Here is a 22,600-nt window from a genome sequence, read left to right as displayed (position 1 = left end):
GACGAGGCGGCTACGAGCCGGTGCCGGTGCGCCCCGACCAGCGCGGGGACAACACCTGGCCCAGCGCCAGCACGCTCAGCCCGAACATCAGGACCCCCAGGGGCACATGGAGCGACGGTATGTGCGCGATGCCCAACACCACCTGTACCGAGGCGAGTACGAGGAAGCCCGACGAGTACAGGATGGGGCGGGGCGAGCCGCCGCCCGGCCGCCACGCCAGGACCGCGGCGAGCACGTACACCATCGACGCGCCGTACATCACACGCGCCCCGACGCCGTGCAGTATCTCGCCGTGGGACGTGGACAACAGCAGTCCGGCGGTGACGGCCTGGAAGAAGATGGCCAAGGTCTGCAGGGCGATCGCCACCTGCACGAACCTGAGTCTGCGGTGCTGCGCCGTCGTCGTTGCGGCCATGAGTCGGTCCCCTCTTCTGCCTTGCGGCGATGGATCGGTAGTGTCTCGCTGGTCCGACGACGTGGGCCCGCGAAATGTGAGGCGAAGCCCCGACCTCAGGATCCGGCGCGGTGTATCGCCGAAGTGGCGAGAGCGGAAGCGGACGAGAAGAACCGAAGAACCAGGGAGCGGTCGAGGCCATGAACAACCCGCACGAGCCAGGGCATGACCGGTCCGAGTCGAGCCTGAGCGCGCTCGTCGGCGAGCGACGGCACCTGATCAACCTCGGCTACCGGCTGCTCGGTTCGCTGAGCGAGGCCGAGGATGCCGTGCAGGAGACCTACACCCGCTGGTACGCGATGTCACGCGAACGGCAGGAGGCCATCGAGGCACCCGGTGCCTGGCTGACGACGGTGGCCACCCGCATCTGCCTGGACCAGCTCGGCTCGGCGCGGGCGCGGCGCGAGAGCTACGTCGGCGCGTGGATACCCGAGCCGCTGCCCGACCGTACGGAGTGGCACGGCGGGCCGGCGGGCGGCAGCAGCACCGAGCCGGCCGACCCGGCCGACCGGGTCACCCTGGACGAGTCGGTGAGCATGGCCTTCCTCGTCGTACTCGAGGCGATGACACCGGCCGAACGCGTGGCGTTCATCCTGCACGACGTCTTCCGGTACCCGTTCGCGGAGGTCGCCGAGATCGTCGGCCGGACGCCGGCAGCCTGCCGGCAGTTGGCGTCCTCGGCCCGACGACGAATTCGCGCCGAGCGGGCTCCGGCCGCCGCGACGGGTGAACAGGCTGCTCTGGTACGGAATTTCAAGGAGGCGTGGGAGGCGAAGGACATCGAGGCCCTCGTCGATCTCCTCGACCCCGATGCCACGATGGTCGCCGACGGCGGCGGCCTGGTCGGCACCGTCCTGCGCCCGGTCGAGGGGAGCGAGCGCATCGCCGCGTACCTGATCCACATCGCCGCCAAGGCCCCCGGGCTGACGCTCCTGGAGCGGACGGTGAACGGCCGGCCCGGTCTCGTCGCCCAACACAGCGGCGTCACCGTGACCGTGGCGGCGTTCGACCTCACCGGGCGCCGCGTCACTCGTATCTGGGCAGTCCGCAACCCGGAGAAACTCCGGCCGTGGACCGAGAGCCGAGACCCCCGCGACGCGTAGGCTCCAGGGGTACTCACCTATGGCCGCCCGGGGTGCTGTCCGGTACTGCTCGGCGCCCCCGGCGCCCCCCGGCGTCGAGGCAGGAGCGCAGCGCCGTGTGGACGGCGTAGCCCGCTGCCGCGCCGACCGCGTACCAGAACAGGTCGGGCGGATTGAAGGTGGAGCCGAGTACGAGACGGCCGACGGTACTGCGCCGGGAGAGTTCCCCGGGGATCTCGCTGAGCTGCAGGAACTCGATCGCCCAACTCGCGGCCAGGGCGCCGGTGGCAGCCCGCAAGGGCGTCACCCTCGGCGCCAGGACCACGACGAGGGTGAGGAGCAGGACGGTGTACAGCGCGTCTCCGCCGTACTTGGCGATGTCCCCCGCCGTCACGGCCCTGAGCCCCAGCCCCGCGCCTACGGTCACCACCGCGACTCCGGCCGCCGCGAGTCGGGTCCGTAACGGGTCGGTGGCAGCAGGGTCACGGATTTCGGGGGCAGTAGGCACGGGACCATCCTGCCGGGCGTGCCCACCCGCCTCGGAACCGGGCCCCGCCTCGCGGAACGGGAGGAGGATCCGGCTCAGCTCTGCTCCCGGACGCCCCACGGGGAGCCGTACGCGGTCAGCAGGTCCAGGAACGGGCGCGGCGGAAGGGCCTCGGGGCCGAGTACGCCGGCCTCCGCCCACACCCCGCCGGCCAGCAGCTCGAGCGCCACGACCGGGTTGACCGCGGTCTGCCACACCACGGCCTGAGAACCGTACTCGCGCATCGACCACTGGTTGTCCACCACGTGGTACAGGTACACCTCGCGCGGCCGGCCGTCCTTGGTGCCCTTCACCCAGGTGCCCGCGCAGGTCTTGCCTGCCATCCGCTCGCCCAGCGTGGCCGGGTCGGGCAGGCACGCCGCGACCACGTCGCGCGGGGAGACCTGCACCGGGGCGCCGTCCGCGCTGCGCACCGTGACCGGCTCGGTCGAGTCCAGGCCCAGCGCGTGCAGGGTCCTCAGCTTGGCGATGAAGTCCTCGCCGAGTCCGTACTTGAAGGTGACCCGACTGGCGTCCACCCAGCGCGGGACCAGCAGCACCTCCTCGTGTTCGACGTTGACGCACTCGACTGCGCCGATGCCCTCCGGGAAGTCGAACACCTCCGGCTCACTGAACGGCTCGGTGGTGAACCAGCCGCGGTCCCGCTCGTAGACCACGGGCGGGTTCAGGCACTCCTCGATCGTCGTCCAGATGCTGAACGACGGGGCGAAATCGTAGCCCTCGACGGTCAGGTTCGCCCCGTCACGGATGCCGATCTCCTCGATCTCGTCGAACAGCTCATCGGCCGCGTACCGGGCGAAGACGTCCGACAGGCCGGGTTCGACACCCATTCCGACCAGCGCCAGTCGGCCGGACTTCTCCCACGCGTCGGCCCGCGCGAACTGCTCGTCGCCGAGCTTGACCCCGCACTCCGCGTACGGCCGGCCGGGGTGCGGCCGGGACAGCGACATGGCCATGTCCATGTAGTGGCTGTCCGCCGCGAGGGCCGCCTCGAACAGCGGCATCACGAACCGCGGATCGGTCGCGTTCAGCAGTACGTCGCACCGCTCCTCGGTGAGGAGTGCGGCCACCGCCGCCTCGTCGGAGGCGTCGATGCGGCGCGCGACGAACCGCCCGGCGCCGGCGCCGGTGCCGGTGCCGACCGCGGCCACGGCGGCCTGTGCGCGGGCGAGGTCGTAGTCGGCGACCACGAAATGGTCGAAGAAGTCCCGGCGGGCCGCGATCCGTGTGATCGCGGTACCGACGCCACCGGCGCCCACAAGCAGAACACGCATGACGAAACCCTCTCTCGATGAGGTCCGCGCAGGTCCGCGCCTCATGGGAGGGATGAAAGCCGGGTCGGCGAGATAAGGTCAATGGTGTTGGCATAAGCGGCATAAGGCCCCTCGTACGGCCGCCGGTCCGGAGGCGACCGTACGTCCGTGGCGGAGGAAGGCACCCGATGGCGAAGCAGGTGGTCCCCGAGGAAGCCCGCAGGCGGCGGCGCCCCACCCGGCAGGGCACCGTCCTGTCCGAACGGCTGATCGTCGACACCGCCCTGCGCATGCTGCGCGAACACGGCAGCGCCGGACTGTCCGCCCGGCGGCTCGGCGCTGCCCTCGGTGCGGACCCCAGCACGCTCTACCGGTACTTCGACGGCATGGACGGCCTCACCCTCGCCATCGGCGAGGAGCTGATCGGCCGGGCCCTCGAAGGCTGGGCGGCCACCGGGGACTGGCACCGTGACCTGCGGGAACTCGGCCTCCGCATCCACGGCGCCTACCTCGCCCACCCGCAGGCCGCCGTACTGACCGCCAGCCGCGTGACCGGCCGGCCCCGCGAGATCGCCGCCGACGAGGCCGTCCTCGGCATCCTGCGCACCGCCGGCTTCCCCGACCCCGAGGCGGTCCTGATCTACCACGCCTTCATCGACCAGAGCCTGGCCTTCGCGGCCCTCGACGCCGGCGCCCTCGCCCTGGCCGAGACATCCCGGACCTCCGACGAGCAGCAGTGGGAGTCCACGTACGCCCGGCTGCCGGCCGAGCAGTACCCACACATCGCGGCCACCACACGGCTGCTCGCCGCCCGGATGAACCACAGCGCCTACCCGGTCGCCCTGGACATGCTCCTCGCAAGCGCGGAGGCAAGGCTCCAGGCGGCAACGCGGCGGGTGCGCGGGGCGGCGCGTCGAGGTGCGCGGGGTTTGGCCGCTGGCGAGACTGGACCCATGACGACAATGGCGGTACTTGAGGGCGGGCCGGAAGATCTGCCGGAGCGGGTCGTACCGGTCACCGCGACGGGCGAAGATCTGAAGATTGCGCATCGTGGCGGATACGAACACTTCAAAGCCACGTCGCGGTTCCAGAACGGCACAGAAGGCCGGCTCCCCGTCTACGAGTGGTGGGAGCGCACGGAGATCGCTGAGTAGCGGCCTGCGCCGAGAAGTGCGAATGACTGCCTTCACCGGACCGCCGACCGGCCTGCACACCCTGCTCGACGAGGCGCATCGGCTGCTGCCCGGCATCATCGACGTGCGCCGCACCCTCCACCGGGCACCGGAACTCGGCCTGCACCTGCCGCTCACCCAACAGACCGTCCTCGAGGCCCTGACAGGCCTGCCCCTGCGCATCACCGCGGGGGAGCGGCTCAGTTCGGTGGTCGCCACCTTGGACGGCGCGCAACCCGGCCGGACCATTCTGCTCCGCGCCGACATGGACGCCCTGCCCCAACAGGAGGACACCGGCCTGGATTACGCCTCCCAGATCCCGAGCGCCATGCACGCCTGCGGCCACGACCTGCACACCGCCATGCTCATCGGCGCAGCCCGCCTGCTCTGCGCGCGCCGCGGGCAGATCCGCGGGCGCGTTGTGTTCATGTTCCAGCCCGCCGAGGAACGTGGAGGCGGCGCCCCGTACATGATCGAGGAAGGCGTCCTCGACACCCCGGACGGCAGCGGAGTGGACGCGGCGTTCGCGCTGCATGTCATGACCCGCTTCGAGACCGGCACCGTGCACGTGCGGCCCGGCCCGATGTTCGCCGCGTCCGACCTGATCCGCATCACCGTACGAGGCCGCGGCGGACACGCCTCCGCACCGCACCTTGCCCTCGACCCCGTCCCCGTCGCGTGCGAAATCGTCCAAGCCCTGCAAACTGCCGTGACGCGCACGGTCAGCGTCTTCGACCCGGTGGTGGTCAGCATCACCCGCATCCAGGCCGGCACGACCACCAACATCATCCCCGAGACCGCGGAACTGCACGGCACCTGCCGTACCTTGACGCTGGGGTCCCGTGAGCGGATGCGCACCGTGATCGAACGGGTGGCCAGTAACGTGGCCGCCGCGCACGGCGCCGAGGCCGACATCGACCCGGCCCAAGGCTACCCTCCTGTACACAACGATCCGGCCTTCACCACCACGGTCCGCGATGCCGCAACCGAACTCCTCGGCACCGCTCCGGTACAGCACTTGGCCGACCCGGTCATGGCATCCGAAGACTTCTCCTACGTCCTCGAACGCGTCCCGGGGGCCATGGCCCTGCTCGGAGCCCGCCCACCCTCCATCCCGGCCGACGGCGCCCCGGACTGCCACTCCAACCGCGTCGTGTTCGACGAGAACGCGATGGCCACCGGTATGTCCCTCCATGCAGCCGTGGCACTGCGGTACCTCGCGGGCTGACGGCGTACGAGGTCGCCCGGGCCACCGCGGCCCGCGCCCGGCCCGAGCCCAGTCCCCTGTTTCCTACTCGAACGGCACATTGATGCAGGCGAGCCGCGCGCCGGCCGTGCCCGCCGTGCCGGGTTCCGTGTGGGTGGCGTGCTCGTGGATCACGACGGAACGGGCCCCGCCGGCACGGTATCGCCAGGTCAGGGTGGACGCTGAGGCGCCATTGCCGTGGCCGTCGGTGGTGATGTCGAGCCACGTCTCGTTGCGGGGATTGGCGTACGCGGGGTTCGTCGAGGGCTGCTTGGGGTCCACGGCGTTCTGGTAGTGCGGCCCGGAGTCGTTGGGCTTGCTGCCGCAGGGCTTCTGGTGTACATGGGCGCCGAACGTCCGGTTCGGCGCCACGCCGTGGAGCCGCAGCTCCACGTGGGTGCCGTCGCCGTCGACCCGCTCCGTGACAGTGACCTTGCTGCCGGCTGGTACCGCTTTCGTGTCGAAGGTGACCGCCTGGTGTGTGGGCCGGCCGTCGGCTGCCCGGAACGAGCTCTCCACCGTCACGTCCTGGCCGGCGACCACGCCCAGGGGCAGGACGACAGTCAGGGAGGCCGTGAGCGCTGAAACGAGCAAGGACATCTTCTGCTCCTCTTCACCACGGGTTCTCGCTGGGGCTCCCCCCTTCGCCCGTGTTCCAGCCATGTGCGTGCCGGATCATCAAGCGCTACACGGCCCGGAGCTCAAGATCGTCCGGTTGTGTCGGCCAGCGCTTCTCAAGGACCATGTTCGCCCACCTCGCAGCCTTGCGCAGGGCGTCTCCAGGGTATCGGCCTGCTTTTGCCTGATCAGCCGCGTGATTCCGGATCGTGTCAGTCGGTCATCCGACCCGCGGCGCGTGGTCAGACGAAGGTCCCCCTGGAGGAACGATCCTCCAGACGAGTACCGCCGGGCTGCCGAGATGTACGGGCTCGGCTACCCGGAGCTGAGCCCCGAAGCGGGGGAAGACCCGCCAATCGGGCCAGGCATTCGGGCCGGTCCGGCATGGCGGCAGGCCGACGGCGCGATGCTCCGTGATGCTGATGGCCGAGCCAGGCAGGAGAGACCGTGGACGATCCAAGCCCCCAAGAAGCCCGGAGCTCGGCATCCACCAGCGCGAGCCGCAGTGTTGCCGGCCAGCCGGGAGTCATCGGCATCGCACTCGGCGCCGTGCTGACGGCCGTGCTCGCGCAAGGTTCGTGGCAGTGGTTCGCCACGTACATCGGGGTGACGCTCCTCGCGGTGCTCTTCTGCCTGTACCGACTGCCGGCGTGGACGCCCGGCCTCCGAACTGCCTACATGGGGAATCTGGCGGCGTATTCGCTGGTCGTCGGCCTGTGTGTAGCGATCACTGTGGCTCCCATGCTGCAACGCTGGCCGTGGCTGTTTCCGATGCCGGGCACTCGTGACAGGTGTCCCGCGCTGCGTACGTACGAGAGGATCCGGACGGAGGCGGCGCTGGCGGACCTGGCTGGTCGCGACCCTGCCGCCTTGGCTCACGCACAGGACGTCCAAGGCCATGTCGCCTTTGCCGACTGCCTGTCCTCCACCACGACCCTGTGGTTGCCGGTCTACGCGGCCGGAGTGGCCGTGCTGGTGGGTCTGGGTGCGTCGTCCTTTGGCCGGCTGCAGGTGAGGAACGAGGAGCGCCGTGGTCAGGCGTAGGCCTCCTCGTCGGGGCTGAGCGGTGGCTCAGCTCTTGTCGGAGGTGGCTTCCGTTCAGGGTTATTCGCATGGTTGGTTCGGCGAGCTCGGGCTGCCGGCTCGGGACCCCTGCGCGGCAGACCGTCTCGATGCGCCGGTGGATGGCCAGGGCCTCCTCGGGGAGCCGGTCGTTCTATCGGGAGAAGTAGGTCTTGACGCTGACGGCCGGACCACCTGAGAACCTCTGCACGGCTGCCTTGGCGTCTCCCGACACAGTGACAGAAGAGGTGCCCCCGGCCGGAATCGTGGTAAGCCCGCCGATCGGGACCACCTCGACCACCTGCTGAGGCGATCCGGATTTCGGCTGGTCATAGACCAGGTAGACGACGCGGACCAGGATGTCGTAGCCCTCACCGTGTTGCACGACGAGGCTGCCTCGGTCGCTTCCGTAGGCGGTCGTGACTTCGCCGCCTGGCGGGACGACGGGAGACGGCCGGCCCCGTCAGTCGCCCGACGGATGTACCACCTCCACCCCGTGGTCGCGCAGCTCCTTGACCACCGGGGAGTCGTCGGGTGCGTCCGTGACGATGAGGGCGATCTGCTCCATCGAGCAGATGCGGCCCAGCGCCGCACGGCCGAGCTTGTCGGCGGTCGCGACCAGGATCACCCGCTGCGCCGCGGCCACCGCGGCTCGTTTCACCTGTACGTCTTCGAGGTTGTAGGCCGTTGCCCCCTGGACCGGGTCGACACCGCAGCAGCCCAGGATGAACGTGTCGAAGCACAGGTCCTTGAAGGTCTGGACGGGCGTCTGGCCGTAGAAGGAGAGCTCCTCGGGGCGCACCTGGCCACCGGGCAGCAGCAGTTGGATGCCGGGGTTTGCGGAGAGGGCGAACGCGGCGTGCAGGGAGAGCGGGGTCACCGTGAACTGGCGGTCTGCCATGGCCTTGGCGACGGCCACGGCAGTGGTTCCGGTGTCCAGGGCCACCGTCTCGCCGTCGGTGAGCAGTTCGACCACGGTGCGTGCGAGCCGCTCCTTGGCCTGTGCTCCGGACATGGCCCGGATGGCGTAGGGCGGTTCGACGCCGCCGGGCAGGTTGCTCACGGCGCCGCCGCGCACCCGGCGCAGCGCTCCCCGCGACTCCAGTACTTCCAGGTCCCGGCGGATGGTCATCTCGGACGCACCGGTGGCCTGGGCCAGCTCGGCCACGGTCGCGCGGTTCTGCTGCATGAGCAGGCTCACGACGAACTTGTGCCTCTCCATCACGTTCATGTGTCTGCTTTTAGCACAGAAGGCGGCCCTGGATGGCGTTGTGCACACACGATCTGTTGAGATGAACATCTGGTGTGCGTAATATGCACGCTCGGGTGTGAACTTAGGCGAGTTGTGAACAACATTTCTGTTCATTCTGCTACGAGCGATGAGGAGAGCGATGTCCGCCACCAGAGAGGCCGGCCCGCCCGAGGCGGGAAGGCCTGTTCTCACCACCGTCGCCATCACCGCCTCGTGCGTGGCGTTCGTGGTGATCGGCGCCCTGCAGGCGCTCTACGGCCCCGCGATCCCGGCCCTTCGGGAGGAGTATGGCGTCAGCCCCGCGGGCGCCGGACTCAGCCTCAGTGCCCACTTCGTCGGCGCACTCCTGGGTGTGCTGATTTACCACGTTCTGCGGGGCCGCCTGAACAACCGGGTGCTGCTCGGCGGCTCCTACCTGCTGATGGCCGCCGGCGCCACGCTCTTCGCGCTCTCGCCGAGCTGGAACCTGGCCCTGACCGGCACCTTCGTCATCGGTCTGGGCTTCGGCGGCATCGACTACGGCCTCAACCAGCTGTTCGCCATCGGCTTCGGCCGCCGCAGCACCGCCATGCTCAACCTGCTCAACGGTCACTTCGGTGTCGGAGCCATCGCGGGCCCGGCCCTGATCGGCTGGCTCGGAGCGGACCGCTACCCGCAGATCTTCCTCGGCATCGGGGTGGTCTGCCTGCTCATCCTGGTCACCCTGGGCGGGGTGGCCGCCCGGGAGCCGGAGCCGGCCCCTGCCGAAGGCGGCGCGACTGCCGGAGCCCGGGTGCTGCCCATCATCGCCGTGTTCATCGGCATCTACGTGCTGCACGTGGCCATCGAAACCGGCGTCGGCGGCTGGGAACCCACCCACCTCGAAGCCGTCGGGTACGGCGCCGCCACCGCCGCCACCGCAACCTCCGCCTACTGGGCGGCGATGACCATCGGCCGGTTCGTGGTCGCCCCGCTCAGCCTCCGCTGGTCCGCACCGTCGATCCTGATCGTCTGCTGCGCCGGCATGGCCGGCTTCCTGGTCCTCGCGGCCGTACCTGCGCTTGCCCCGTACGCGTACTTCGGCGTCGGCCTGATGATCGCGCCCATCTTCCCGACCTGCCTGCCCTGGCTGAACCGGGCCGTGCCCGGTGTGGCCGCGGCCGGCGCCTACGTGATCGCCGCCTCGATGATCGGCGGCGTGGCCTTCCCGCCGCTGCTGGGAGGGGTGATCGACACCATGGATGTGAAGGCGGTGCCGCTCGTGCTGTTCGGCCTCGCCGCCGTGTGTGCGGCCCTGAGCCTGTGGCTGCGCAAGAACGCCCCCGATCCCGACGGCGTGAGCGGCCCTCGCGAGGCGGGGGCGGACCGTGCGGACACCGTCACCACGTGAGGACCCGAGAAGTAAGGAACCTGAAGGATGAAAGCCGTTCTCTTCGACATGTTCGGTGTCATCGCGCGTGTCCAGTCGCCCGAGTCCCAGGCCGTACTGGAACGCACGGCCGGCGGCGACAGCAGCGGCTTCTGGGAGGCGTACTGGTCGCAGCGCGCCCCCTACGACCGCGGTGACGTGGCCGGCCCGGCGTACTGGAAAGGGGTCTGTGCAGAGCTGGGAATCGCACTCGACGAACGACTGACCGCCGACCTGATCGCCGCCGACCTGGCCGGCTGGAGCGAGATCGACCAGCGCAGCGTGGAACTCCTGGCCGCCCTGGCGGACCGGGGCGTGACCCTCGGTCTCCTCTCCAGCATTCCGGAAGAGCTCGCCGTCCAGTACGAGGCCACCCAGCCGTGGCTGGAAAGATTCACACTGCTCGGCTTCTCCTGCCGCATCCGCAGCGCCAAGCCCGAGGCGGCCGCCTACCAGTGGTGCGTCCGGGAACTCGGACTGCCCCCCGAGGACATCCTGTTCGTCGACGACGGGGCCGAGAACGTCCTGGCGGCCCGTGAACTGGGACTGCAGGGCCATCTGTTCACGTCTCCCGATGATCTGCGGACCGTACTGGAGGCGGCGTTGCCGTGACCGGTACGATCCTTGCCGTCCCAGAGCCGTGGATCACGAACAACGCCTTCCTCTGCGCAGCTGCCCAGGCCTTCCCGCCGAACGGGCGGCGCCCGGCGGCATCCGTTGGCATCATGGTCGCGCCGGGGAGGTCCTGACGGGGTGGGGTGGCGGCGCTGTGGTCGGTACGGGGGAGAACGAACGGGAACTGCTGCAAGGTGAACTCGCCGAGCAGGTGGCCCTGCTCGCGGACCGGGCCGGAGCGGACTCCGCGGCCTCCCTGATCCGCCGCACGGCCCGCCGTGCCCAGTCCCCGCGGGCCCGGATCTGCGTCATCGGCGGTAGCAACGTTGGCAAATCCCGCCTCGTCAACGAGCTGATCGGCACGGTCTGCCTGCCGGTGTCCGTGCACCCGACGGACGGACCGCCCGTCGTCGTGCGCCCGTTCATCGCGGAATCCGCCGACTCCGCAGAGCCCGTCGGATCCGGGGCTCCCCGGACTCCCGAGGAGGCCGGGCCCGAGCACCCTGGCCCGGTCGGCCTGCGCACCGTACGCGTCGAGGTGCCCTCCGGGTCCTGGCCCGCCCGTGCCGGAGTGGAAATCGTCGACACCCCCGGCTGGGAGGGCTGGTCCGGAGTGCGGCAGCCCGACACCGCAGCGCTCGCCAGGATCGTCGGCGACTGCGATGTGGTGGTCGTCGTCACCGAGGCGCGCCGCGCCATGCTCGCCACCGAACAGGCTCGGATCAAGGCACTGGCCGCGGCTCCGCACAGCCCTCCGCTCGCCGTCGTCGTCACCAAGCTCGCCGAGGTCGAGGACGAGGCGGCCGACATCCTGCGACGCGTCAACCACCTCGTCGCAGTCCGGGCTCCGGAGGCTCTGGTGCTGCCCGGACCGGTCCCCGCGCCCGGCGCGGCGCAGGGGGCCGGGGAACCCGACGGCGTCGCCCCGCTTCGCGCGGCCCTGGGCCAGCTGGCCGGCATCCGGCTGCGCCGCGCCCTGCGGACCATCCGCAGACTGCACCTCCTCGCGGCGACCTGTGGCCTGGTCGAGGAGGCCGCCGCGAGGGCGCTCACGGACGTGCACCGGACCGACCCCGTCAGAACGCGGGCCGCACAGATCTGGCACACGGCCCACGAGAGCGCACGCTTCCACTGGATCGTGCTCAGCGCCGAAGCGGGGGAGTGGCGCGCCTCGCTCGTCCAGACGATCGCCGCCGAGGCGCGCAGACGGCGGGCCGCCGCAGCGCGCGAACTTGCCGCGCGCTTCTCCCAGATGCTGGAGACGCCGGAGGAACAGCACTTCATCCGCCTCCACGCGATCCCGTACACCGCCGAGGTCCTGCACCAGTTCGAATCGTGGATCACCGGGACCGTCGACCGGGTACTCGAAGAGGACACCCGCCGGCTGCGCGGCATCCTGCTCCGCAACAGGCCCGGCGAGGAACTGTTCCAGGGACTGGCCGCCCCCAGTGCCGGGCGGGTCGTGCCGGCCGCGGCGCTGCCCGGTGTCGCCGACGCGGCTGCCGCTGCGGAGTCGCAGAACGCGACGGGCTGGGACGCCTCCTGGCTGCCGGAGTTCGTCGGCACCGCCATCGAGAGCGTGCTGACTCCTGTCTCCACCGAGGTCGTGGCGCAGATCGCGGGAGCGGCCGGTACGGCGCTCGTCACGGAGGCCCTCGAACACGGCCAGGCCGAGCGCCGTGAACGCGCCATCGACGACCTGGAACGGATCGTCGAGGCGGCCTTCACGGAGCAGGTGGCGCGGACCGAGGCACGCATCGGGCAGGTGTACGACCGCCTGCTGAGCCAGGCGCGGGACCGCGACGAGCAGTGGTGGCGGCTGCACACCACAGCCGTCGCCGCGCAGCCGGAGTCCCTCGACCACTGGCGTTCACTGCAGAGCACGGCACGGTCGCTGAGCCGCTCCGTGCACGCCCACCTCTCTCCCCTGGAAGGGACCTGATGGCGCACGAGAACCGGCAGTTACCGGCCGGCCAGGAATCACCGGCCGCGCAGTTCCGCGGCTGGAGCGACAACATCGGAACACTGCGCTCGTACTACCAGCGCCTGCAGCGCGTGGCCGGCGAGGCCGCGGCGGTCATCGCCCCGCCCGGCGGCGCGGGCGCGGCACTGGACCTCGGGATCAACGGGGCGGTCTTCGAGCGCGAGACCTTCCGCATCATGGTGCTCGGCGAGTTCAGCAGCGGTAAGAGCACCCTGATCAACGCCTTGCTGGGAAAGCGGCTGCTGCCCACCAAGGCCAATCCGGCCACCGCCTTCACGACCGTCCTGCGCTGGGGCGAGACCGAGCGGGCCTGGCTGTACCGGGACGCGGACCGGCAGGGCGTCGAGACGGCCGTCACGACGGAGGAGTTCAAGCGGGAGGTCTCCCTCCAGATCGACGCGTACGGCGCTCCTCGCACCCCCTCGTTCGCGCTGGCCGTCGTCGAGCAGCCGCTGGAGCTGCTGCGCAGATCGGTCGAGATCGTGGACTCGGCAGGGATCAACGAGAGTTCCGACCGCGAGCTGGTGACCCTCCGGTACCTGGAGGAGGTGGACGCCGTCGTGTTCGTCACCGATGCGGGACGGCCGTTCACCCTCCACGAGACCGAGAACTACCTCACCCGCGTCCGGAAGCTCGGGCACCGCGACATCTTCTTCGTGGTGAACCAGTTCGACCGGATCGAGGAGGAGGAACGGGCGGAGGTGATGAGCCGCTGCCGCAACGCGGTCGCCGAGCTCAGCGGGGAATCCGGTTCCACCGCTGCTGCCAACGTCTTCTTCATCAGCGCCCTCCAGGCCCTGCGGTCGCGGATCGACGGCGACGCGGAAGGCCTGAAGGCGTCGGGGATCGGGCGGCTCGAGTCCGCCCTCGAGGTCTTCTGCATGCGCGACGCGGCCCGGGTGAAGTTCGTCCGTCTCGCCGAGTTCCTGCGCCACAACGCCGTCAACCTGCGGGTGCGGTTGCACGACGAGGGCGCGATCCTGATGAAGTCGACGGCGGAGCTGCGCGAGCTCCTCGACCGCAGCCAGTCCACCCAGGACCAACTGCGGGCCAGCGCCGACGCGATCCGCGACATCGTCGGCGGCAAGATCCTCGACATCGAGAACGAACTGCAGCTGAAGTTCAGTGCGTTCCTGATCGGCATCAGCAGCGAGATCGCCGACTGGCACGTCACGAGCGGGCCGGGACGCCTGAGCCGAGCCGTCCGGTCCTTCACGAAGGGCGGCCGCGTCGCAGCCCAGCACGAGCTGATGGACGCGTACACCGTCCGGCTCCAGGAACGTATGCAGGTCTTCTGCACCCAGGATCTCGACCAGCTCATCGAGCAGCGGCAGGCCGATCTGGTGCGCCAGCTCGAACCGCTGATCAGGGCGCACGCAACCCTCCTCGACAAGCTCCGCGCGGAACTCACCGGCAACACGCAGTCCATCCGGGACCAGAAGGACCTGCTCTACACGCTCGCCATCGCGGCGGGGAAGGGCCACGGGCGCGACGGGCGCCGCCACCGCGACGACGTGCCGTTGCTGTTCCGCCCCAGCTCGCTCATGGCGATCGGAGCGGGCACCGGTGCGACGGTGGTCGGCGGGACGGCCGCCGCCGCAGCGGCCGGCCTGATCAGCCTGGCCCTTCCACCGGTCGGTGTGGCGGTGGCCATCGGCGCGGCCGTCGGACCGCTGCTGGCCTCGGGGGCGGTCATCTTCGCCAACGGCAAGCTGCAGTCGCGCGCGGCGGAGGAGTTCTCCGACCACGTGAAGGACTCGGCAGGCCTGACCGCCCGCCAGTACGCGGACAGCCGCGCCGCCGACCTGCGCGCCGTGTGGGGCGGGATCAGCGAAACGCTCCACATCCAGCTCCAGGACCTCATCGGCATCGTCCAGCGCAACATCGAGGAGTCCCGCCTGGACGAGCAGGCGAAGGCGGGCATGCGGGACCAGCTCTACGCGTACGAGCAGCGGATCACCGATGTGGAGCAGCACATCGCGACCTTCCTGCAGCCGTTCGTCTCCGAGGCGGAGCCCGATCAGGCGTAGCCGGAGGCGCCGTCAGGGGCCGGGCGTCAGACGGCGGCGGGGAGTGCGGCGGTGGTGGGGAGTGCGGCGGTGGTGGCGAGGCCGGTGAGGAGGCCGAGCCAGATGCCGCGGGCCCCCTCCACAGCTGGGTGGCAGGTTCCCCCGCCGTCCTCCCCGTCGGCGCGGTGTCAGCCGGCGCCCGGGCCCTCGAAGCGGTTTCGATTCCGGTACCGCCAGCGGCGCTCCTCCAACACCTCCTCCACAGCGCTGCGCACCGGGCTTTCCCGCCTGGCGCGGTCCTCCTCCCGCCGAGCCTCCTCGCGTCGCCTGTTCTCTTCGTCTCGCCGTGCCGTCGCGGCAGCCGCCTCTCGCCACCTCTCGACCGACCACCACAGCTTCGTGTGGCTCGCAGACCCGTCCGTACGGACCCCCAGGGCTACCCAGTTCTCCGATGGGTACCCCTTGACCTGGGTGGATGCGGGCGCGGAGGAGACGGAGGCGTTCACCGGCCACACCACCGAGATCCTCATGCGGCAGGGCACCGCAGTGGTCCGCGTGGAGAGCCTCGACCTGCGCGAAGGCGAACCTTACGCGGACTTCGCGAAGCTCAGCATCGACCGCCTGAAGAAGGCCGCAGCAGGTAAGAATCCCGACGCCTAGAACGGCCTGGGCACCGGCGACCGGTGGGGCCGGTGCCCACGCGGCCTCGCCCACCCGCCGGTAACCGGGTGGGCTGTCCGGACAGGTCCCTGCTCGGGCAGACCGCAACTCCGCCCGCCGCTCCCGACATGCTCACGACCGTCGCAGGTCAGGGCTCGCCGCGGCGTGAAGTGAGCGGGAGCTGATATCGCCCGGGCCCGCCGCTCGTGATGCCGTTCTCTTCGACGTACCGCGCGAACTCGGCCACGATTCTGCGCGAGGCCTCCTCCATGGCTGCGCGGGTCATGCCCGCCGAGTGGGGGGAGAGCGTGCAGTGGGGGTTGTCCCTGAGGGGGGAGGTGAATCCGACGCCCTCCGCCTCGAAGACGTCAACCGCCGCGTGCCACGGGCCCGATCCCGGGTCCCGAAGGGCGCGGTCGAGGTCCGCCTCGCGGACCACACTCGCCCGGGCGGTGTTGACCAGGACCGACCCCGGCCGCATGAGCCGGAGTTCCCCGGCCCCGATGAGGCTGTTCGTCTCCGCCGCGGCCGGCACGTGTACGGAGACGATGTCGCAGCCTTCCAGCAGCTCCCTCAGGGACGCGACCCGGCGACCGGGCCACCCGGCCGCACGCTTCTGCGTGAAGCGCGGCGATCCGAATACCCACACCTCGGCACCGAAGGCACGCACCAGGTCGGCGACCCTGCGCGCCGTGGCACCGGAACCCACCAGCCCGACGCGGGCACCGGCCAGGCTGCCCGTGGGCAGGTTCGCGGTCGCCGCGGCCCAGGAGCCCTGCCGCAGGGCCTGTGCCCGCTGCGACACGCCACGCAGGGCGTCGAGCATGAGGGCCAGGGTCAGTTCGGCGACGGCCCCGGCGTTGGCTCCGGGGGTGGTGCGGAGGGCGACGCCGAGACGTTGCGCAGCCGCCGTGTCGAACGTGTCGGAGCCCGCCGCGGCGCGCCCGACCAGTACCAGACGGTGCTGGAGGGAGCCCGAGGCGGCCCGTTCGAGCACGGCCTCGGTGAGGGGGATGCCGGCCCGGCACTTCAGGGCATCGTGGCCGAGGCCGCCGTCCTCCAGCTGCCGGGCCAGCTCCTCCTCCGCGAACCCGTCGAAGTCCACGGTCCGCCACTGCTGCGCGATGCGCGACCGCAGGTCGGGATCGGCCACCCGCCGGATGTTGACCGTCGGTTCGAAGCCGAGACGGCTGAGGTCCGCCAGCTCGGCCAGCGCCGTCGTACCCGGCGCGCAGTCCACGACCAGGACCCGGCCGCGGGCGGTGCCCTCCTGCGCCGGACTCGGCAATACCCTCGACATGGTTCCACTGCCTTTCAGCTGCCCTGTGGATCATGTGTAGCACTGCCGTTCCCACAGAGGAGAAGGCGCCGGCGGTCGATGTGGCGAGGGGCAGGACGGCCAGTGGTTCGGCTGCGGCCGGAACTCCGGGGTGGAGTGCGGCGACCCGCATCCCGGAACAAGGGCCTGACGAAGCAGTACTGGCGTGCCGCGCACGGGGGCATGCCCGGGCTGGATCCATCGGTTGCGGGACGGCTCCCTCTGCCATCGGCCGGATCGGGAATTGTCACCGTCTTGTCTCAGCGGCCGTACGGCAGAACTCGGCCGGGAGGAGCCCCGTGTCCCCAGTGACCCAGTCCCGGAACCCGCCGGGGCGACCGAACCGACCTTCCAGAACGGCACCGCCCAGCAGAACACCGCCCACCTCGGGTTCCCGGCCGTGAAGTCCATCCGCTTCGGCGGCTGAGCACCCGGCCCCCGGTCCTCCGCGCGGGTGGACGGGCCACGCACCACCGTCCACCCGTCACCGCTGATCCCCCCTTCCGACTTCCGTCCGGCGCCCGGCAGTTCAGGGGGCCGCGGTCCCCACCCCGAGGAACGTCACCATGAACGTGCACTCCGGCCGCCCCTGGGGCGCCGTACGCCCGGGCGTCCTGGCCGTCCTGCTCATCGTCCTCGCCGTCCTCGGTGTCACGACCGCCTGCTCCGGGCCGGTCGACACCCTCAGGCGAGCCGTACCGGGCTTCTCCAACCCCGTCATCCCCGGCCTCTGGACTCCGCAGCGCATGGCCGAAGCCGACAGGTACGACACGCCCGTGGCGGACGGGCTCGGTGCCGACCTGGGGGAGACCGACCCCGTACCGGCCCCCGTCCCGGCCGCCGCCGAACGAACCCCGTACCGCGCGAGCGCCCCCACGCTGGGGAAGGTCTTCTTCGACGGGCCCGACGGCCCGAGCGTCTGCTCCGGCACCGCCGTCGAGGACCCGGCCCGGCCGGGCCGCTCCAGCCTGGTGTGGACGGCGGGCCACTGCGTCCACGGCGGCGCGGGCGGCACCTGGCACCGCAACATCGTCTTCGTCCCCTCCTACAACGACCGGGGTCTCACGGGCGCCTCCCGCCGCGCGGCCGGGGCGGCCGAGGTCGCCCCGCTGGGCACGTGGTGGGCGGACCGGGCCGGGACCTCCGAGCAATGGCTCGCGGAGGGTGCCGCCACCGGCGGCGCCGGGGCGTCCGGTGACTTCGCGGTGCTGCGCGTGGCCCGGCAGGACACCCGCACATCGCTCCAGGAGGCGACCGGGGCAGCCGTACCGGTCTGGTTCGACGCGCCGCCCACGGCGGCGATCCCGGCGATGAAGGCCTGGGGCTACCCGGCCGCCACCCCCTTCGACGGGCAGCGGATGTTCGCCTGCCAGGACCGCCCGGGACGGCTGTCCCTGCGCCCCGACCGGCCGTCGCTGTACCGCATCGGGTGCACGATGACCGGCGGCTCCTCCGGCGGCGGCTGGTTCGCCCGGCGTCCCGACGGCACCCTCGCCCTCGTCAGCAACACTTCCATCGGCCCGGCCTCGTCCACTTGGCTCGCCGGACCACGACTGGGCGGAACCGCCCGGACCGTGTACGCCTCGGTCGCGAAAGGCAGGGCGGCCTGAAAGCTGCTGCAGGGTGAACGAGAGGCCGAAGGGCCGCATGGGCTGGAAGAGTGACACCACCTTGTCGGCGGCCGGTGCGGGCGCGGGCAGGGGGTGCCGCCCAGGCGATGCGCTCGAAGGACCGCGCCCGGTACGACGCCGGGTCCCGCATCTGGTCGAGGTCAAGAGCGGGGACGTAGTGCTCGACCGGGACACCCAGCTCGTCGGCCAGGTCGTTGTCGGCGACGTGGTCAGGATGGCCGTGCGTGGTCAGCACCAGGCCCGGGACCAGGGCCCGACCCGGTCCATCGCCGCCCGCAGTGCCGCTCGGAAGGCGGGGCTGGTCACCCTGCGTCCGCGTCCGGTCCATCGTCCGCCTTCCCGGCCGCCGCACGTCGCCGTTCGTCCTCCTGTGCCGTCCAAGCGGCCGAGTCGATCCGCGACTGATACCCCTCCTTCGGCTCCGAAGCATCCAGATGCACCGTCCACGCCCACAGGACGATCGCCGCCAGCAGGAAGCAGCCCGCCACCCCCAGGACTGCATCGACGTCATCGGACTGGGATTCCGGGTCCGTCCCGAAGAAGGCGGGCGGACCGTCGACGATCATGCTCACCCACCAAGCGAGGGCCGCGTTGAACGCGAGGATGGCCAGCCAGTACAAGATCCGCACGGCCTTCGCCGGGCCGCCTTGCAGCGTGCGCAGCAGGAGCAGACGGCGCAGCCTCCCCGGCCCTCCCCGGTGGCGGCGCGCCGCAGCCTCGAAGGCGCGTACCGACGCATAGGTCTCGTCAAGCCAGTGGCCGGGCTCCGGGTTCGGGGCCTCGGTCGGCGCCAGCTTCTTGGCCTTGATCCAGCTGGTGATGAACTGGACCTCCATCTGCGCCTTCTCCAGCCTCCTGCGGTAGTGGTGGTCGTCGCTCCGCGCCTGGCGGCGGTCCCTGAGGACGAGGCTGATCCCGCCCACCAAGCCCGTGATCACGGGCACGAGGAACGGCGCGAACGACACCAGGGAATCCACGCCAGGCACCGGCAACGCCTCCTGTCCGACCCGGCCTCGGCCGGGGGCCTTCGCTCCAGCCTTGCATCCCCGGCGGCGGCCCCACCGCTCCGCGCGGCCGATCGGGTGGGCCGCCCGCCGCGCCCCTCGCCGCGGGTACGATCCCGCTACTTTTCCACGAGCGGCTCCAGCACCACTGAACCGGGCAGCGCCGCGGCCATGTCGTAGGCGTAGACCCCGGGCCGCACCCAGATGAACCAGTTCCCGGCGGCGACGATGGTCTGACGGTGGGCCCGACGCCCTGTCGCAATCGAATTTCCGACCTCGTCCCGGTTGAACCGGGCCGTGCTCAACACCTGGATCTCGTTGTAGACGGTCGTACCCCGGTGCTGCACCTCGCACGTGGCGTTCGAGCCGAACTTGTACTCGTTCCGCAGAGTCATCTTGCAGCCGAAGCCGCCCTTCGCCAGGGCGGCGATCACGTCGTCGACCGTCGAGTATTCGGGACCGGTCGGCACCTCGCTCGGCATCGGCGTCAACGGCTTGGGGCCCCGGTCGCCTCCGACGAGACCGCAGCCGGTCAGCGTCAGCAGCAGCCCCAGCAGCAGCGGCATGGACTTCCGTGTGCGCATGCGTCAGTTGCTCCTCGGCGGCCTGGGTGCCGGCCCGGGGCTCGGGGAGGGCGTGCCGGGCTCCGCGGGGCCGGTTCCCGTCCCGGTGTCCGGACCGCCGCGCTCATGGTAGATCGGGTCGACGGAGACGTGGTGGCCCGCCGGGGTCTGCGACTCGAGCTGTCGCAGAGCGGTGGCCCGCTGCTCGTCTGTCAACGCGTACCAGGCCATGGCGTCGTCCAGGTGCGGCTCCGCCTTGTCCCAGTTCTCTCCCCGGGTCCTGATGTCGCCGCCCCGGCTGCCCGACTCGTCACCGTACTGCTCGCGCGGACGTCTCGTAGTCGTCGGCGTGCTTCACGAACCGTTCCGTGGCGGCGCGGCCGGCCTCGCCGGTCCAGCACCGGCTGACAGTCCGGGCGACGTCCTGGCGCGCGTACGAGGCGAGGCCGTGGCACTGCTTCGCCACCGCCACGGCGTCGTCGGCAGCCGTACGCCACTTCTGCGGGTCGGCCTGCTTCAGCTCGGGTACGGAGACCATCAGACGTCCTCCAGTACGCCGCCGGCTGCGCGCAGCCGGTCGGCTATCGCCTGGTCTTCGGCGGTGATGCCGTTCGCGCCCGTGGTCAGGGCGTCGGCCGCGTCGTCGACCAGATCCGCGAGCTCCCTCAGCCTGCGCTGCCAGGCGCCCACGCAATCGTTGCTGGCCGGCCCGGCCACCCATCCGGAGTGGCTCCTGCCCACGGCCTCGGCGTCGTCGAGCGTGGACTTGCCCTGGGCCTCCGAGTTCGCCGTACGGATGCCGGACGCCTTGGAGTGCACGGGTCCGTCGACGAGGCCGAGGTCGGGCTTGCCCGGGGACGGGGTCGGACCCGGTTGCGGAGTCGGCGCGGGCGACGGTCCGGCGGAGGCGAGGCGCATGGCCGCCTCTCCCTTCGCCCGTGTCCATTCCTCTTCGAATTCGAACGTCATTTCCCTAGCCTTGCACACCCCGATTGCCCCTGCTGCACCCATTTTTGACTGGTCATCATCGCTGCCCGGGAGCGCGGCGGCCCCGGTGTCCGGGGGCCGCGGCCCTGGACACCGGGGCCAGGGCTGCGGCCCCGCGGCGGATGGTCAGGAGACGAGAGGGGCGGCATCCTCTTCGGTCAGCTTGATCGTGCACAGGCCGCCGCGCTCGGCCTTCACGTCCGTCACCTTGAGCTGGGTGCCCGGCGCGAGGATGTATTCCTCCTCGCCGGTGAAGGCGGAGAAGCTCCGGATCCCCACCGCCCGGGCGGGCGTCACCTCGAAGAGCGTCCGCTTGCCGCGGCTGCCCAGGAAGGACCGGGCGACGCTCAGCTCGGAGGTGCACGAGGACACGCCCCACCAGGTCACCGTCCCCCCGACCGGATACTGCGCCCGCAGGTCCAGCGACACACCGCGCCAGAGCGGCCGGGTGTGGGCGGGCAGCCCCGACACCGCCGCGAACAGCAGCCGCAGGTACGGGAGATAGGGAACGACCTTGGTCCGGTCCGGGGAACGGAGGACGGCATTGATCTCGCGGTAGAAGGCGGACTCGCAGGTGTAGAGGTAGAGCGCGGCGATGGCGTCGGCGGACATGCGGCCGGCCGTCTCGTCCGCCCGGCGCTTGCCGAACTCGTGGGACCGGTCGATCTGCCTGCCGAGCCCGAACAGCACCTCGGCGACCGGGGCGACGGCATCCTGAAAGTCCATCACTGGGGTGTCGAACACACCAGTGATCGCCGGGAGGACGAGCCCCTCGTCCTTTACGCCGGTGAGCCGGTCGAGGTACAGCTGGTGCAGTTCCATGGTCGACGCGATGAAGGCCCCCATGCGTGCCGCGACGTCCCCGCCCGCACCGCCGGCCCCCGCCGAACCCTCGTTCCACCCCTTGCTGGGCAGCCAGTCGATCTCCTCGGCGCCCAGCGACGCGAGCGCCGCGTTCACCGTGGCGAAGTGGTCGCCCTCGCAGAAGATGTCGCCCTGGGCCGCCGGGTTGGGGTGATCGATGTGCCGGACCTCGACGTCCGGGTACTTCTTCTGGAGCCGCAGGACGATCTTCTTCAGGCTGCGGGCGTGGGCCCCCCACCAGGCGAACACGACGCCGCGGTCCTCCTCGTCGGCGTCCTGCTTGGCCTTGAGGATCTCCTCGACGATCCGTTCGGCGACGGGCCGCCAGAACGTGGTGTGCTGGTCGGCCCCCATAGCCCCGTCGCCGCTGGCCGTGAGCGAGGCGTTCAGCAGCAGCACGCCCTGCGTGAGCATCGCCTGGAACCACTCCGGCGGCTGGACCGTGTCCCGCTCCTTCAACAGGGCGCGGACGTCGGCGATGGGTGTCTTCTTGGCGATGCCGTACTTCCACATCGCGGCCGCCTTGATGATGCAGCGGATGCTGACGACCCTGCCGAACTGGCTGTCCTTCCAGTCGTTGAAGGTGTTGTCGAACATGGCTATCCCGGTGGCGCTCTCCGGCCGCGGGTACGGGTTCTGGCCGAAGACGACGACCTTCCACTTGTGCGGCGGGTTCGGCTTGAGCGCCTGGAAGGTCAGCTCACGGACCGGGACGACCTCCGGGCTGCGGCCCTGGCCGATGAACCGGGCGGCATCCGGCTGCGCTTCGATGACCGGCTTCAGGAACGGAAGCCAGGGTTCACCGCCACCCTTGAAGAGATCGGTGAGGCCCAGCGGGTCGTTCGCATCGGGCTGGGCCGGAGTGGTGGTGGCGTCGGTCATGGAAGAAGGG

Annotated in this window: 22 protein-coding genes and 1 pseudogene; 11 read left to right on the top strand and 12 right to left on the bottom strand. The window is 70.9% G+C overall.

What is annotated here, in order from left to right; genetic code table 11:
* Positions 1-10: 10 nt before the first annotated feature.
* On the bottom strand, positions 11-415 hold the full coding sequence (locus AB0M76_RS32585) for a hypothetical protein (RefSeq protein WP_365956350.1): 405 nt from the start codon (positions 413-415) through the stop codon (positions 11-13).
* A 179-nt stretch (positions 416-594) separates the two neighbouring features.
* On the opposite strand from AB0M76_RS32585, the gene sigJ reads away from it, so the two are divergent.
* Complete coding sequence (gene sigJ, locus AB0M76_RS32580; protein WP_365956349.1) at positions 595-1,557, top strand: RNA polymerase sigma factor SigJ; 963 nt, start codon at positions 595-597, stop codon at positions 1,555-1,557.
* Positions 1,558-1,570: 13 nt separating this feature from the next.
* On the opposite strand, the gene AB0M76_RS32575 is transcribed toward sigJ, so the two are convergent.
* Entirely contained in the window at positions 1,571-2,044 is a 474-nt protein-coding gene (locus AB0M76_RS32575; RefSeq protein ID WP_365956348.1) for a DUF2809 domain-containing protein, read from the bottom strand.
* Positions 2,045-2,118: 74 nt separating this feature from the next.
* Positions 2,119-3,357 (bottom strand): saccharopine dehydrogenase C-terminal domain-containing protein, encoded by a 1,239-nt coding sequence (locus AB0M76_RS32570; RefSeq protein ID WP_365956346.1) that lies wholly within the window; start codon positions 3,355-3,357, stop codon positions 2,119-2,121.
* A 167-nt stretch (positions 3,358-3,524) separates the two neighbouring features.
* Here AB0M76_RS32570 and AB0M76_RS32565 point away from each other — a divergent pair.
* The 3 genes and pseudogenes from AB0M76_RS32565 to AB0M76_RS32555 all read left to right on the top strand — a co-directional run.
* Positions 3,525-4,214: pseudogene (locus AB0M76_RS32565) on the top strand (TetR/AcrR family transcriptional regulator); the annotation flags it as partial.
* 75 nt (positions 4,215-4,289) lie between these two features.
* A complete protein-coding gene (locus AB0M76_RS32560; RefSeq protein WP_365956377.1) occupies positions 4,290-4,490 on the top strand; it encodes a DUF5988 family protein in 201 nt (66 codons plus the stop codon).
* A gap of 22 nt (positions 4,491-4,512) precedes the next feature.
* The gene (locus AB0M76_RS32555; protein ID WP_365956345.1) at positions 4,513-5,736 is read left to right on the top strand and encodes a M20 family metallopeptidase; all 1,224 of its coding nucleotides are present in this window, start codon (positions 4,513-4,515) and stop codon (positions 5,734-5,736) included.
* Positions 5,737-5,799: 63 nt separating this feature from the next.
* On the opposite strand, the gene AB0M76_RS32550 is transcribed toward AB0M76_RS32555, so the two are convergent.
* Positions 5,800-6,354 carry a superoxide dismutase family protein gene (locus tag AB0M76_RS32550; RefSeq protein ID WP_365956344.1) on the bottom strand — a complete coding sequence of 185 codons (555 nt, stop codon included), beginning with the start codon at positions 6,352-6,354 and terminating at the stop codon, positions 5,800-5,802.
* A 465-nt stretch (positions 6,355-6,819) separates the two neighbouring features.
* Here AB0M76_RS32550 and AB0M76_RS32545 point away from each other — a divergent pair, with 465 nt between their 5' ends.
* A complete protein-coding gene (locus AB0M76_RS32545; RefSeq protein WP_365956343.1) occupies positions 6,820-7,416 on the top strand; it encodes a hypothetical protein in 597 nt (198 codons plus the stop codon).
* A gap of 172 nt (positions 7,417-7,588) precedes the next feature.
* On the opposite strand, the gene AB0M76_RS32540 is transcribed toward AB0M76_RS32545, so the two are convergent.
* Together AB0M76_RS32540 and AB0M76_RS32535 are read right to left on the bottom strand one after the other, a co-directional pair.
* A complete protein-coding gene (locus AB0M76_RS32540) occupies positions 7,589-7,819 on the bottom strand; it encodes a hypothetical protein (RefSeq protein ID WP_365956342.1) in 231 nt (76 codons plus the stop codon).
* A 78-nt stretch (positions 7,820-7,897) separates the two neighbouring features.
* A complete protein-coding gene (locus tag AB0M76_RS32535) occupies positions 7,898-8,665 on the bottom strand; it encodes a DeoR/GlpR family DNA-binding transcription regulator (protein ID WP_365956341.1) in 768 nt (255 codons plus the stop codon).
* 160 nt (positions 8,666-8,825) lie between these two features.
* Here AB0M76_RS32535 and AB0M76_RS32530 point away from each other — a divergent pair, with 160 nt between their 5' ends.
* From AB0M76_RS32530 to AB0M76_RS32510, 5 genes are all read left to right on the top strand, one after another.
* Positions 8,826-10,055, top strand: coding sequence for an MFS transporter (locus tag AB0M76_RS32530; protein ID WP_365956340.1), 1,230 nt, complete (start codon positions 8,826-8,828; stop codon positions 10,053-10,055).
* A 27-nt stretch (positions 10,056-10,082) separates the two neighbouring features.
* Positions 10,083-10,685 carry an HAD family phosphatase gene (locus tag AB0M76_RS32525; RefSeq protein WP_365956339.1) on the top strand — a complete coding sequence of 201 codons (603 nt, stop codon included), beginning with the start codon at positions 10,083-10,085 and terminating at the stop codon, positions 10,683-10,685.
* Between the two features lie 157 nt (positions 10,686-10,842).
* Positions 10,843-12,630 carry a GTPase gene (locus AB0M76_RS32520; RefSeq protein WP_365956338.1) on the top strand — a complete coding sequence of 596 codons (1,788 nt, stop codon included), beginning with the start codon at positions 10,843-10,845 and terminating at the stop codon, positions 12,628-12,630.
* Positions 12,630-14,702 (top strand): dynamin family protein, encoded by a 2,073-nt coding sequence (locus tag AB0M76_RS32515; RefSeq protein WP_365956337.1) that lies wholly within the window; start codon positions 12,630-12,632, stop codon positions 14,700-14,702. Before AB0M76_RS32520 ends, AB0M76_RS32515 begins: the two co-directional genes overlap by 1 nt.
* A gap of 441 nt (positions 14,703-15,143) precedes the next feature.
* Complete coding sequence (locus AB0M76_RS32510) at positions 15,144-15,341, top strand: hypothetical protein (protein WP_365956336.1); 198 nt, start codon at positions 15,144-15,146, stop codon at positions 15,339-15,341.
* A gap of 148 nt (positions 15,342-15,489) precedes the next feature.
* Here the strand turns inward: AB0M76_RS32510 and AB0M76_RS32505 are convergent, their stop codons facing one another.
* Positions 15,490-16,641 carry an NAD(P)-dependent oxidoreductase gene (locus tag AB0M76_RS32505; RefSeq protein ID WP_365956335.1) on the bottom strand — a complete coding sequence of 384 codons (1,152 nt, stop codon included), beginning with the start codon at positions 16,639-16,641 and terminating at the stop codon, positions 15,490-15,492.
* Between the two features lie 584 nt (positions 16,642-17,225).
* Here AB0M76_RS32505 and AB0M76_RS32500 point away from each other — a divergent pair.
* Positions 17,226-18,269, top strand: coding sequence for a hypothetical protein (locus tag AB0M76_RS32500; protein ID WP_365956334.1), 1,044 nt, complete (start codon positions 17,226-17,228; stop codon positions 18,267-18,269).
* A 323-nt stretch (positions 18,270-18,592) separates the two neighbouring features.
* Here the strand turns inward: AB0M76_RS32500 and AB0M76_RS32495 are convergent, their stop codons facing one another.
* The 5 genes from AB0M76_RS32495 to AB0M76_RS32475 all read right to left on the bottom strand — a co-directional run bounded on the left by AB0M76_RS32495 (position 18,593) and on the right by AB0M76_RS32475 (position 22,590).
* Positions 18,593-19,276: a hypothetical protein gene (locus AB0M76_RS32495; protein ID WP_365956333.1), complete on the bottom strand. Its 684-nt coding sequence runs from the start codon at positions 19,274-19,276 to the stop codon at positions 18,593-18,595.
* Positions 19,277-19,413: 137 nt separating this feature from the next.
* Positions 19,414-19,878, bottom strand: coding sequence for a hypothetical protein (locus tag AB0M76_RS32490; protein ID WP_365956332.1), 465 nt, complete (start codon positions 19,876-19,878; stop codon positions 19,414-19,416).
* A 289-nt stretch (positions 19,879-20,167) separates the two neighbouring features.
* Complete coding sequence (locus AB0M76_RS32485; protein WP_365956331.1) at positions 20,168-20,395, bottom strand: hypothetical protein; 228 nt, start codon at positions 20,393-20,395, stop codon at positions 20,168-20,170.
* Entirely contained in the window at positions 20,395-20,826 is a 432-nt protein-coding gene (locus AB0M76_RS32480) for a hypothetical protein (RefSeq protein WP_365956330.1), read from the bottom strand. Before AB0M76_RS32480 ends, AB0M76_RS32485 begins: the two co-directional genes overlap by 1 nt.
* Before the next feature lie 144 nt (positions 20,827-20,970).
* The gene (locus AB0M76_RS32475; protein ID WP_365956329.1) at positions 20,971-22,590 is read right to left on the bottom strand and encodes an ADP-ribosyltransferase domain-containing protein; all 1,620 of its coding nucleotides are present in this window, start codon (positions 22,588-22,590) and stop codon (positions 20,971-20,973) included.
* Positions 22,591-22,600: the final 10 nt, after the last annotated feature.

Source organism: Streptomyces sp. NPDC051364 (genome assembly GCF_040682115.1).
GTDB lineage: Bacteria > Actinomycetota > Actinomycetes > Streptomycetales > Streptomycetaceae > Streptomyces.
This window is presented reverse-complemented; position numbering and strand designations above follow the sequence as displayed.